Source organism: Mycobacterium sp. (assembly GCF_035506235.1).
In the GTDB taxonomy this organism is placed as follows: Bacteria; Actinomycetota; Actinomycetes; order Mycobacteriales; family Mycobacteriaceae; genus Mycobacterium.
Window position 1 is genome coordinate 164,249 of record NZ_DATJPU010000248.1, and the last position, 12,246, is coordinate 176,494.

The window sequence follows — 12,246 nt, forward strand, 5'->3', positions numbered from 1 at the left end:
GGTGTCGCCCCGCCGAGCACCTAGCTGTCCAACGAAGTCTAATCCTCAGCGATGCAGAACGTCGCGAACGGCGGACTTGATCAGCGAGGTATGCAGTGTGATAGCGAGCGCAGCCACCTCACGCGCCAGGTCGTCGGCACGATCGCGGGCCCCCGTCTTGCCGGCTTTGACTACCGGCCCGGCGATTTGGGCGATCAGGTCGGACTGCCTGTCGGCGGCGTTACGGAAGGCGCGCAGATGCCGCGGCTCGACGCCGTACTCGGACAGCGCCCGCGCGCATTGAAGGATTACGACGGTGTGTTCGTCAAAGAAGCCGCCCGGACCGGTGGTGATCACCCCGGCCTTGAGCAGCGCCGTGAGCAGGCCGTCGTCCACCCCGGAGCGTTCCAGCAGGTCTTCCCGGCTCAGCCGGATGCGGGGCGGCGCCACCGCCGCCGCGTCGGGCCTGGCCTCGCCCCCGGCGCCCACTTCCCCGCGATCCGGCACCGACACCAATCGCGGTACACCGTAAGGCGATCCGATGGGGGGCAGCTCACCGTCGCGCTGGGCGTCCAGCTGCGCCCTGATCACCTTCAGCGGCAGGTAGTGGTCCCGCTGGGCGGTGAGGATGAACCGCAGCCGGGCGCAGTCGTAGGCGGTGAACCTCCGATATCCCGACGCGGCGCGCTGCGGTGTCACCAGCCCCTCGGCCTCCAAGAAGCGGATCTTGGAGATGGTGACATCGGGGAAATCCGGCCTCAACAGATCCAGGACCGCCCCAATCGACATCCCGGCGAGCGCCGGGCTATCGGGTGCGCTCACTACCCTCCGGAACCTCCATCGTCGTCACCCTGCTTGGGTCCGGTCAAAAACACCAACCGGAACTTGCCGATCTGCACTTCGTCGCCGTTTGCGAGCACCGCCGAATCGACGGGCTCACGGTTGACGTACGTGCCGTTCAGGCTACCGACATCTACGACGTGGAATTCGTTGTTTTCCAACCTGAATTCGGCGTGGCGACGGCTGACGGTGACGTCGTCGAGGAAGATGTCGCTGTCGGGGTGCCGGCCGGCGGACGTGATGGGCTGGTCGAGCAGGAACCGCGATCCGGCATTCGGTCCCCGTTTGACGACCAGCAGCGCCGAGCCGGCCGGGAGCCCTTCGACCCCGGACACCGCGCTCTCGGTCCCCGCTTGCGCGGGGGCGTCCAGTTCGTTGAGGAAGTCGGCACGGAAAACTGAAGTCGTCTCCACCGTGACTTCCTCAGAGGTCTGGTCTTTCCCCATATCCGAGTCCATGTCCGTCACGCGCTGCTCCTCACTGGCCGCTGTGGCGTTATCCGGCCGGGCGGCGTGCCCGGCTCTCCTCTAGGTTTCTCGAGGTTCCCGAGTCGTTCTCGGCCCCCCGTATTGCCTATTACTCGACCGTCTGGTGCCTTCTAGTGTCTATCAAGTGTCGATCCGTCGACCGTACCGCGCGCCGGTCGGCGATGCGCCCACCACCTGAGGATCGTCGAGCCCGATTGTGGGGCTGCCCGCCGCACGCGTCGGCGGGCGGGCTGGCAGGGACATTAGCAATCGTCATTCGGTCAGTGTCCCCCGGTAGGCCTCGGCGTCGAGCAGCGCCGATATGGCCGACTGGAGCTCGGCGCCGTCGGCAACCTGGACATCCACCAGCCAGCCGGCCCCGTACGGGTCGGAGTTGACCAGCTGCGGACTGCCCTCCAGGTCGCCGTTGACCGCCGACACCGTCCCGGAAACGGGGGCGAACAGATCCGACACCGATTTCGTCGACTCCACCTCGCCAAACGATTCGCCCGCGGCCACCTGGCTGCCCACATCGGGCAGCTGGACGAAAACGACGTCGCCCAGGGCCGACTGCGCAAAGTCGGTGATCCCCACCCTGACGGTGTCCTCACCGCTTCGTCGAACCCACTCGTGTTCGGCGGTGTAGTGCAGGTCGGACGGAATATCGCTCACGGGTGATCCTGTTCTGTCGCTTCTCACAAGGCGAGTTCACTTGACGGGCTGAGCGTATTGGTGCGGTTTTGGTTGCCGCAAGGTGGTCACGTCCACTCGGTCGGCCTGCTGCACGGACATCCGCGCGCCGACCCGCTTGATGCTGTCCTCCGCGCCACCCGGGATGTTCATGGCCGCGGCCAGTGTGGGTGGATCGCCAATCGCCAGAATCGAATACGAGGGCGACAGGTTCTTGGCGTCGACGGTCAACGCGCCTGGCGTACCCACAATCCAGGTATCGACACCTACCCGCACGGACTGGTGTGCGTCGTTGACCTCGATCGCTTCGGCGCCGGCGGCGCGCAACTCGTTGACCACGTCGAGCATCGCCTCCGGTGACACCCCGGGCCCGGGGTCATCGATCGTGATGGTGACGCCCGGCCCGGTGGCGCCCACGGCGCCGACCAGGATGGACAGCGCGGCCAGCCTGGCCTGCGCGCTCCGGATTGCGGCCTGGTCGGTGTTGCCGGAGGCCTGCAGGGAATTCAGCGTGTTCTGCAATTCGCCGACTTCGGTGTTCAGGGTGGCTTCGCGCTGCCGCAGCGAATCCAGCAGCACCAACAGGTCGGCGGGGCGGGCGGTGTCCAGCGAATCGCCCGACTTGGTCTGGCGCACCTGGGTGACGATCGCGATCCCCAGGACGAGGCACAGCACGGTCGCCAGCGTTCCGAAGACCAGACGGGAGCGACCGCTCCGCAGCAGGCCGGACAGCCCGGTGCGGTGAACCGGCCCGATCTCGGGGCGCGGGCGTTTGGCGGGTAGTTCGTGGCGGCCACGCTGCGCGGCTTCACCCGCTTTGGGCCCGGCGTCGGGCCGGCGGGTCGACGCGTCAGGGCTTTCGTCATGGGCGCGATCGGGCGGGTCCTGGCTCACGTTGCCCTCACCTCCATCATGGCGCCGCTCCTCCTCATCGCTTCACTCTGCGTCGTCGCCGGCGCGCGTCATGGCGCCGCTCCTCCTCATCGCTTCACTCTGCATCGTCGCCGGCGCGCGTCATGCCCCGAACAGCCGGCGGCGCAGCGCGGCGGCGTTGCCGAAGATCCGGATGCCCAGGACGACGATGATGGCCGTGGAAAGCTGCGTGCCGACGCCCAGCTGGTCGCCGACGTAGACGATCAGGGCGGCCACGCAGACGTTGAACACGAACGACACCACGAAGACCTTGGGGTCGAAGATGCGTTCGAGGTAGGCGCGCAGCCCGCCGAACACCGCGTCGAGCGCGGCCACCACCGCGATCGGCAAATAGGGCTGGATGGCCTCGGGGACGGCGGGGTGGAAGATCAAGCCGAGCACGATGCCAACGGCGAGCGCCGCGATGCCGATCATGCACGCCACCCCGGGTCGGCCGGGGGGATCCGTCTCAAGAGGACTGTTGTCACGAGGGCCCAATCTGTTTGGCGAACTTGACGTCCCGGATGGATCCGGCGGGCAGCGACAGACCGTCGGCGAGGTTCACGGTGACGACGACACCGTAGGAGGCCTCCAGCAGCCTCAGGCGCTGCAGGCCGGGGCTGTTGTCGAAGACGTCGCGCATCGCGTGCGGGGGCCCGACCGCGAGGATCTGGTAGGGGCTGCTGGTGGGGGTGTTGTCGACCAGGATCGCCCCGCCGGCCTGCCGGATGGTCACGTTGGGCCCGATCCGGACGCCACCGACGGAAATGGCCTCGGCGCCGCTGGCCCACAGCGAGTTGACGACCAGCTGCAGATCGCGGTCCAGGATGATCTGCCTGCTGCCGTTGACGCGCTGCTTGGACACGTCGGAAAGGTTCGGGCCGGCACCGGGATCCGTCACGGTCACCGTCAGCCCGGGACCGATCACCGCCGTGCTGGCCGCCGCCAGGCTGAGCGCGTCGAGGCGGGTCAGCAGCCGCTGGCCCTGGGCGTCGTTCGCCAGCGCTCGTCGCTGCACGTCGTCGACTTTCGCCGACAGCGCGCTGCGCTCCGTGCCCAATCTGGCGGCGGTGGTTTCCGACGAACGCACGCTTTGCAACAGCAGCTGCTGGGCGTTGCGGACACCGGGGGCAACCGAGCGGGCCTGGGCGACCGCGGCGGCGAAGACCGTCGCGATCAACAGCGCCGCCAGCGCCTCCCACAGCCAGCCGTAGGCCCGTTCCCGCCGGCGCCGCGGGGTGTCCGGGCCACCACGCCTGGCGGCGGCCGCGGCATACCCCGGGTCCAGGTGCTCCGACAGCAGGGCGCGCAGCAGGGAGGGCACCGGGATCAACTGCGGCCGGGCCGTGTGGGCGCTGCGGCCGGCGTTGGGGTCATAGCCGCCAAGCAGGCGGTCGGCGTCAGCCACGCTCACCCGCCTCGGGCACGACCGGTTGGGGCCCAGAGTGTTTCAGCTTGGGCAGACGGCGCATTACCAGAGCCATCTGCGCCAAATACAACACGAACGCCCATACGTACAAATACAAACCCCAGCCCAGAAATCCCCACCCGCAGGCCCACAGCACCCGACTCCACACCGCGCCCCCCGTTCCGAGCAGGACCAACGGGAAGCCGGACATCAACGCGAAGGTGGCGGCCTTGCCGACGTAGGTCACCGGCAGCGCCGTCAGTCCGCGGCTGCGCAGCAGCGGCAGTGTCGCCGCGAGCAGCCCGTCGCGCACCAGCAGCGTGATCACGAACCACCACGGCACGATCCCGTCCACCGCCAGGACGATCGGAACGGTCACCATGTAGAGCCGATCCACCGCCGGGTCCAGCAGGACGCCGAGCCGCGAGGACTGGTTCAGCGTCCGGGCGATCTTGCCGTCGGCCCAGTCGGAGGCCCCGCTGAACATCAGGATCGCCACCGCCCAGCCGTTGGCGTGTGCGACCAGCAGGACGTAGATGAACACCGGGATCAGCACCAGGCGGATGGCGCTCAGGACGTTGGGCACTGTCAGCACCCGATCGGGCGGAAGCACCTGCTCCATGAGCCGTGACATTAGCCGAACGCCGAGCGTGAAGCGGGCCGCGCACTCGACCCGTCGCGTCTAGCGGAATACCCCGGGCAGGCTCAGGGTCGACAGCGTGTCGTCCGAGAGCGGGTTGTCGTTGACCATGTAGGTCCACGTCGACGTCGGCCGTGCCAGCTTGGACAGGTCCAGACCGGGCTCCTCTTCGAGCACGTTCGCGGTTTCGAACGTCTGCTGGGCCGCCTCGATCGCGTCGGCGGCCAGCGACGCGAACGCGTCGACCGCCAGCCGGTGGAATTCGTCGAGCGGATTCTGCCGGCCCAGCGCGCGCAGGTGGATGCTTTCGCGGATGTCGGCCAGGTAGGCCAGATGATCGGCCCAGCCCCGGTCGAGGTGATACAGCATGATGAGCCGGCAAATCTTCTCCAGCTGCTGCTCGGAGATTTCCTTCGACAGCTCCTCGTACCGGTCCGGCGCCAGCTCGGCCAGCTCCTCGCGCGCGGTTGCGGTGCGCAGCAACGTGTTTCGCCGATCGACGATGATGGCGCGCTGCTGGGCGATCAGCTGGTTGTAGCGCCAGGTGTTGGCGTGCACGTCCAGCATCCGGCCCTCGGCGACGCGCTGGGCGTGATCCAGCATCCCGGCCGCCTTGGGGCTGACGATCCGGCCGTCCTCGTCGGTCTGCATGGGCAGCTTGTTGCGGTCGAGGTTGGCGGCGACGACGTCGTCCTCCCAGCTCGAGAAGAACACCGACGACCCGGGATCGCCCTGGCGGCCGGCGCGTCCGCGCAGCTGGTTGTCGAGCCGCTCGGTGTGATGCCGGCCGGTGCCGACGACGTGCAGCCCGCCCAGCTCGGCGACTCGGTCGTGGTCGGCCTCGTCGGACCCGCCGAGGCGGATGTCGGTGCCCCGCCCGGCCATCTGCGTCGACACCGTGACGGTGCCGAACTCACCGGCCTCGGCGATCACCTTCGCCTCCTCGGCGTCGTTCTTCGCGTTGAGCACCACCGCGGGCACGCCGCGGCGCAGCAGCCGCTCGTGCAGCTCCTCGGACTCGGCCACGTCGCGCGTGCCGACCAGCACCGGCTGTCCCGTCTCGTGCACCTCGGCGATGTGCGCGACGATCGCGTCGTTCTTGGCGGCGGCGGTGATGTAGACGCGGTCGGACTCGTCCTCGCGAATGTTGGGTTTATTCGGCGGGATTGGCGACACACCGAGCTTGTAGAACTGGCGCAGCTGCTCACCGGCGGCCAGCGCGGTGCCGGTCATGCCGCACACGGTGGCGTAGCGGTTGATCAGCGCCTGCACCGTGATGGTGTCGAGGACCTCGCCGGTCTCGGTGGTCTCGATGCCCTCCTTCGCCTCGACGGCGGCCTGCAGGCCGTCCGGCCAGCGCTGCAGTTGCGCGATGCGGCCGCGCGAGGAGTTGATCAGGTGCACCGCGTCGTCCCGCACGATGTAGTGCACGTCGCGCTGCAACAGCACATGCGCGTGCAGCGCCACGTTGACCTCGGTCAGCGTGGTGCCGACGTGCTCCTCGGAGTACAGGTCGATGCCGCCCAGCGCCTTCTCCACCTTGCGGGCGCCGACGTCGGTCAAATGGACGTTGCGGCTGTCGGAGTCGGTGTCGTAATCGGTGCCCGCCTCCAGCTCGCCGACCAGCTTGATGATCTCCAGCCGCGGCGTCTCGCGATGGGTGGTGCCGGCCAGCACCAGCGGCACCAGCGCCTCGTCCACCAGCACCGAGTCGGCCTCGTCGATGAGGGCCACGTCGGGGTTGGGCGACACCAGGTCGTCGACGTCGGTCACCAGCTGGTCGCGCAGCACGTCGAAGCCGATCTCGTTGACCGAGGCGTAGGCGACGTTGCAGCCGTAGGCGGCGCGGCGCTCCTCGCTCGTCGAGTCCGCGGTGATCCAGCCGACCGTCAGCCCCAGGGCCTGCAGCAGCGGGCCCATCCACTCGGCGTCGCGGCGGGCCAGGTAGTCGTTGATAGTCACCACGTGCACGTGCCGCCCGGCGAGGGCGTACCCGGCGGCCGCGATCGCCCCCGACAGGGTTTTGCCCTCACCGGTGGCCATCTCGATCACGTCGCCGGCCAGCATGCGCAGCGCGCCCAGCAGCTGCACGTCGAACGGGCGCAACCCCGTCGTCCGCTCGGCCGCCTCCCGGGCGATCGCGAGGAATTGCGGGATGTCGGCGGATTCGGCGAGATCGTCGAGTTTGAGCAGCCCGGTCGCCTTGCGCAGCTTCTCGTCGCTGAGGTCGGCGGCTTCCTTGTCGTACTCCGACGAGGAGGTGACGTCCGACAGGGACCGGCTTCGGTTCTTTTCGGTGCTGGCGCCCAGCAGGCCCCAGAATCGGCTACTCAGGCGGCCGGGTTGGATCCGGGTGGTCTTTGACACAGGTCAACGGTACGCGGTCAGCCGCGACACCCGGCTAAGCCAGGTTGGAGCGGCGTGGGTACGCGACGGCCGGGTCGGTGAGCACGTTGACGACGGCCGGCAGCCCGCTGGCGAAGGCGCGGTCCAGCGCGGGCCGCAGCTCGGCCGGCGCGGAGACCAGCTCGCCGTGGCCACCCAGGGCGCGTGCCACCTCGTCGTAGCGGGTGCCGGGCCGCAACTCTGCGACCACCGAATAGCCGTACAGCGCCTCCATGGGGTGCTTTTCGAGACCCCAGATCCCGTTGTTGCCGATCACGGACACGACCGGCACGCTGTGCCTGGCCAGGGTGTCCCACTCCATGCCGCTGAAGCCGAACGCGCCGTCGCCCTGCAGCAGCACGACCTGACGGTCGGGTCGGGCCAGCTTGGCGGCCAGGGCATAACCGGGGCCCGAACCGAGGCAGCCGAAGGGTCCGCTGTCCAGCCAGCAGCCCGGCAGGTAGCTGTCGATCACCCGGCCGGCATAGGACCCGAAGTCGCCGGCGTCGATGACGACGATGGCGTCGCGGTCCAGCAGCGGCGCCAGCTCCGCGTACACCCGCATGGGATGCAGCGGGATCCGGTCGTCGGCGAGTTCGGCCTTTTCGGCGCCGCGCGCCGCCGTCTCGGCCGTTCGCAGCTCCCCGACCCAGGCCTGGTGGTCGGCGCCGGGGGTCGCCGCCAGGGCGGACAATGTCGCGGTGAGGTCGCCGTAGAGCCCGGCCGCGACGGGGCGCGGGTGCTCGCGCGCGGGTTCGGCGCGGTCGGCCACCACGAGCCGGGTGTCGGCCCCGAAGACCTTGCCGAAGCCCAGCCGGAAATCCATTGGCACGCCGACGATCAGCGCCACGTCGGCCTCGCCCAATGCTTTGGCCCGGACGCGCGAAAACGCCATCGGGTGGTCGGCGGGCACGGTGCCGCGGGCCATCCCGTTCATCAGCACCGGGATCTGCCGGTCCTCGGCGAGGCGCAGCAGCGCCGCCTCCGCTCGTCCCCACCAGACATTGGTGCCCGCCATGATCACCGGCCGCTTGGCCGCGGACAGCAGGCTGGCGGCGCGGTCGAGGGCTTGGGCGTCAGCGACCCGGCCCGGCGCCGGGTCACCCAGCGCGCCGGGCCGGTTGTCGTCCTCCGCCATCGAAAAGGCGTGATCCATCGGGAAATCGACGAACCCCACACCGGACGGGGCGCCGACCGCCGCCCGCAGCGCTTCGTCGACCAACCGGCCGGCGTCGTCGGCCGACTGCGCCGTGGCCGCGAACCGGGCGAGCGGGGTAACGAAGGGCACATGGTCGATCTCCTGCAGCGAGCCCATGCCCCAGCGCAGCGCGGGAGCCCGCCCACCGAGTACCACCAGGGGCGACTGGTTCTGCTGGGCCGCCGCCATCGCGCTCATCCCGTTGGTGACGCCGGGCCCGGCGGTGAGCGCGGCCACGCCCGGCAGCCGCGTCACTTTCGACCAGCCCTCGGCGGCGAACGTCGCGGTCTGCTCGTGCCGGGTGTCGACCAGCCGGATACCCGCGTCCCGGCACCCGTCGTAAATCGAAAACAGGTGGCCGCCCGACAACGTGAAGACGGTGTCGACGCCGCTGGCTTTGAGCCGCCGCGCGATGAGCCGGCCGGCGTGCAATGTTTGTGTGGGGATGGCGTCGGTACTCATAACCGCAGCCTATCCAGATCCTTCGGGTACCTTCGCCGGAGGATTTTTGTCGAGCACAGGCTGGACACCTCGGCCGTAAGGAGACATCGACCATGGGCCCGAAGCCGTTCAAGCCGTCGATCGACTGGTCGACGGCACCCATGGATTCGCTGCGCTGGATCGCCATCGCCTGGGTGATCAGCGCCGTCTGCCTGGTGGCGGCGCTGCTGTTGGTCCGGTATTTCACGACCTGGGGCCGGCAGTTCTGGCGGATCACCCGCGGATACTTCGTCGGTCCGGCGAGCGTCAAGGTGTGGCTGATGCTCGGCGTGCTGCTGTTGTCGGTGCTCCTGTCGGTGCGTCTCACGGTGTTGCTCAGCTATCAGGGCAACGATCTGTACACGGCGGTGCAGAAAGCGGTCCAGGGCATTGCGGCGGACGACGCCGACGTCAAACAGTCCGGGATTCATGGCTTTTGGATGTCGATCATGATCTTCAGCGTGCTGGCGACCCTGTACGTCATCCGGATCATGGCGGACATCTATCTGACGCAGCGCTTCATCATCGCCTGGCGTGTCTGGCTGACCGGCAATCTCACCGACGACTGGCTCAACGGCAGGGCCTATTACCGGGACCTGTTCATCGACAACACGATTGACAACCCGGACCAGCGCATCCAGCAGGACGTCGACATCTTTACCGCGAATGCCGGCGGCACCCCGAACAGCCCGGCCAACGGGACAGGAAACACGTTGCTCTTCGGTGCCGTCAACGCGGTCGCGTCCGTCATCTCATTCGCCGCGATCCTGTGGAAGCTGTCCGGAAACCTCACCGTCGGCGGCGTCGAGTTGCCGCGTGCGATGTTCTGGACAGTCCTCGTTTACGTGCTGGTCGCGACGGTGGTCGCGATCTGGCTCGGCCGCCCGCTGATCCGCCTGAGCTTCAACAACGAAAAGCTGAATGCCGCGTTTCGTTACGCCCTGGTGCGGTTGCGGGACGCCGCGGAGGCGGTGGGCTTCTACCGCGGCGAGCGGGTCGAGCGCGCGCAACTGTGGCAGCGCTTCACGCCGATCATCGCCAACTATCGCAAGTTCGTCCGCCGCACCATCATCTTCGGCGGATGGAACTTCTCGGTGTCGCAGGCAATTGTCCCGTTGCCGTGGGTGATTCAGGCGCCGCGGCTGTTCGCCGGCCGGATCGACTTCGGCGACGTCGGGCAGAGCGCGACGGCCTTCGGCAATATTCAGGACTCGCTGTCGTTCTTCCGCAACAACTACGACGCGTTCGCGGCCTTCCGTGCGGCCATCATCCGCTTGCACGGGCTGGTCGATGCCAACAGTCAGGGCCGCGCGCTGCCGACCATCCTGGTCAAGCCCAGCGAGGAGGCCACAGTCGAGCTTCGCGACATCGAAGTGCGCACGCCGGGCGGAGACCGGCTCATCGATCCGCTCGATATGCGGCTCGATGACGGTGACTCGTTGGTGATCACCGGGCGCTCGGGTGCCGGCAAGACCACGCTGCTGCGCAGCCTGGCCGAATTGTGGCCCTACGCTTCGGGGACCCTGTGCCGTCCCGAGGGCGACAACGCGACGATGTTCTTGTCGCAGTTGCCGTACGTGCCGCTGGGCACTCTGCGGACCGTGGTGTGCTACCCGAACTCGCCGGACGACGTCTCCGACGGCGAGCTCCGCGACGTGTTGACCAAGGTGTTTCTCGCGCCGCTGATCGACCGGCTCGACGAGGAGCAGGACTGGGCCAAGGTGCTTTCCCCCGGTGAGCAACAGCGGGTCGCCTTCGCGCGCATCATGCTCAGCAAGCCGAAGGCCGTCTTCCTCGACGAGGCCACCTCGGCGCTGGACGAGGGGCTGGAATTCGCGCTCTACCGGCTGGTGCGCACGGAACTGCCGGAGACCGTCCTGGTCAGCGTCAGTCACCGGCCCACCGTCGAGCAGCACCACGAACAAGAGCTTCACCTGCTGGGCGGCGGCGAGTGGCGGCTGGGCCCGGTGGAAAAGGTACCGGTGGAGGTATAGGCCCCCGCCCCTGCGCCTTCGGCCCACTTCGATAGTCAGATCTGACTATCGACAGGCGCCGGGGAAATGCGTCGTTGTGGTCATGACGCGTGGGTGGCCGGCCCCGTAGCGTCGCCGCAAGCGATCCCGACGTCCCCTGGCTCGCGATCAATTCGGCGTCGCAGGTCATCGCTGGCTGGAGGTGTCACATGTCGTTTGTGTTCGCGGCCCCGCCGATTTTGGAGGCGGCGGCGACCGACTTGGCGAGCCTCGGCTCGGCGATCAGCACCGCGAATGCGGCTTCGGCAGCCGCGACGACCGGTCTGGCGGCCGCCGGTGGCGACGAGGTGTCGGCGGCCATTGCCGCGGTGTTTTCCGGGCACGCCCGCGCTTTTCAGCAGCTGAGCGCCGAGGCGGCGGCGTTTCACGATCAGTTCGTGCGCACCGTCAGCGCCGCGGCCGGCTCTTACGCGGCCGCCGAGGCGGCCAACGTCAACCCGCTGCAGGGCCTGCTCGACCTGGTGAATGCGCCCACGCTCACGCTGCTGGGCCGGCCGCTGATCGGCAACGGGATCAACGGGGCCCCGGGATCCGGTGAAAACGGCGGAGACGGCGGCATCTTGTTCGGCAACGGCGGGGCCGGGGGGTCCGGCCTAGGCAATAATTCGGGGGGTCGCGGCGGATCCGCCGGGTTGTTCGGGAACGGCGGCGACGGCGGGGCCGGCGGCAACACCGGGGCGGGCAACGGTGGCAATGGTGGGGCCGGCGGCCAGGGCGGCCTGTTCTTCGGCGCCGGCGGGTCCGGCGGGCCCGGCGGCGCCGGCGGCGTCGCCAGCAAGGGCGGGCTTGGTGGGGCCGGCGGCGCCGGCGGACTGTTCGGCGGGACGGGAGGCGTCGGCGGCGTGGGCGGCGTCGGCGGGACCGCCGGCGGTGGAGCCGGTGGGGCCGGCGGGGCCGGGGGGATGCTGTTCGGCGCCGGCGGGGCCGGCGGGGTCGGCGGGTCCGGGCTGGAAGGCACCGGCGGGCCAGGCGGTGCCGGTGGCAGCGGCGGCGACGGCGGCCTGCTGTTCGGCGACGGCGGTGACGGCGGCGCCGGCGGATTCGGTGGCGGAGTCCAAACGGGCGGCGGCGGCGGTCGCGGCGGCAACGCCGTCCTGATCGGCGACGGGGGCAACGGGGGCAACCCCGGGCTGGGCGGGAACGCGGGCCCCATCGGCACCGGCGGTGCGGGTGGGCTGTTGGGGGTCGCTGGACACGACGGCTTTAAGCCGGAG

Annotated in this window: 10 protein-coding genes and 1 pseudogene; 2 read left to right on the forward strand and 9 right to left on the reverse strand. The window is 69.2% G+C overall.

What is annotated here, in order from left to right:
* Positions 1-45 precede the first annotated feature (45 nt).
* The 9 genes from ftsR to VMD50_RS23055 form a co-directional block, all read right to left on the reverse strand.
* Complete coding sequence (gene ftsR / locus VMD50_RS23015) at positions 46-801, reverse strand: transcriptional regulator FtsR (RefSeq protein ID WP_325431053.1); 756 nt, start codon at positions 799-801, stop codon at positions 46-48.
* The gene (gene garA, locus VMD50_RS23020) at positions 801-1,286 is read right to left on the reverse strand and encodes a glycogen accumulation regulator GarA (protein ID WP_085100686.1); all 486 of its coding nucleotides are present in this window, start codon (positions 1,284-1,286) and stop codon (positions 801-803) included. The genes ftsR and garA overlap by 1 nt, the downstream gene beginning before the upstream one ends.
* A gap of 273 nt (positions 1,287-1,559) precedes the next feature.
* Positions 1,560-1,958, reverse strand: coding sequence for a glycine cleavage system protein GcvH (gene gcvH / locus VMD50_RS23025; RefSeq protein WP_325431056.1), 399 nt, complete (start codon positions 1,956-1,958; stop codon positions 1,560-1,562).
* Positions 1,959-1,994: 36 nt separating this feature from the next.
* The gene (locus tag VMD50_RS23030; protein WP_414686146.1) at positions 1,995-2,732 is read right to left on the reverse strand and encodes a DUF881 domain-containing protein; all 738 of its coding nucleotides are present in this window, start codon (positions 2,730-2,732) and stop codon (positions 1,995-1,997) included.
* A gap of 258 nt (positions 2,733-2,990) precedes the next feature.
* Positions 2,991-3,323 (reverse strand): small basic family protein, encoded by a 333-nt coding sequence (locus VMD50_RS23035; protein ID WP_325431060.1) that lies wholly within the window; start codon positions 3,321-3,323, stop codon positions 2,991-2,993.
* 49 nt (positions 3,324-3,372) lie between these two features.
* On the reverse strand, positions 3,373-4,296 hold the full coding sequence (locus VMD50_RS23040; protein ID WP_325431062.1) for a DUF881 domain-containing protein: 924 nt from the start codon (positions 4,294-4,296) through the stop codon (positions 3,373-3,375).
* A complete protein-coding gene (locus tag VMD50_RS23045) occupies positions 4,289-4,918 on the reverse strand; it encodes a CDP-alcohol phosphatidyltransferase family protein (RefSeq protein WP_325431064.1) in 630 nt (209 codons plus the stop codon). Before VMD50_RS23045 ends, VMD50_RS23040 begins: the two co-directional genes overlap by 8 nt.
* Positions 4,919-4,978: 60 nt before the next feature.
* Positions 4,979-7,303, reverse strand: coding sequence for an accessory Sec system translocase SecA2 (gene secA2 / locus VMD50_RS23050; RefSeq protein WP_325431066.1), 2,325 nt, complete (start codon positions 7,301-7,303; stop codon positions 4,979-4,981).
* Positions 7,304-7,337: 34 nt separating this feature from the next.
* A complete protein-coding gene (locus VMD50_RS23055; RefSeq protein WP_325431068.1) occupies positions 7,338-8,981 on the reverse strand; it encodes an acetolactate synthase in 1,644 nt (547 codons plus the stop codon).
* Positions 8,982-9,073: 92 nt separating this feature from the next.
* Between VMD50_RS23055 and VMD50_RS23060 the strand changes: the two genes are divergently transcribed.
* Together VMD50_RS23060 and VMD50_RS23065 are read left to right on the forward strand one after the other, a co-directional pair.
* Complete coding sequence (locus tag VMD50_RS23060; RefSeq protein ID WP_325431070.1) at positions 9,074-10,993, forward strand: vitamin B12 ABC transporter pemease/ATP-binding protein BacA; 1,920 nt, start codon at positions 9,074-9,076, stop codon at positions 10,991-10,993.
* A 188-nt stretch (positions 10,994-11,181) separates the two neighbouring features.
* Positions 11,182-12,234 (forward strand): annotated as a pseudogene (locus tag VMD50_RS23065) (PE family protein); the annotation flags it as partial.
* Between the last annotated feature and the right edge of the window lie 12 nt (positions 12,235-12,246).

Coding starts and splice junctions, on each gene's coding strand:
- VMD50_RS23055 (WP_325431068.1), bottom strand. CDS start 8,981: ATGAGTACCGACGCCATCCCCACACAAACATTGCACGCCGGCCGGCTC.
- VMD50_RS23045 (WP_325431064.1), bottom strand. CDS start 4,918: ATGGAGCAGGTGCTTCCGCCCGATCGGGTGCTGACAGTGCCCAACGTC.
- VMD50_RS23060 (WP_325431070.1), top strand. CDS start 9,074: ATGGGCCCGAAGCCGTTCAAGCCGTCGATCGACTGGTCGACGGCACCC.
- VMD50_RS23035 (WP_325431060.1), bottom strand. CDS start 3,323: ATGATCGGCATCGCGGCGCTCGCCGTTGGCATCGTGCTCGGCTTGATC.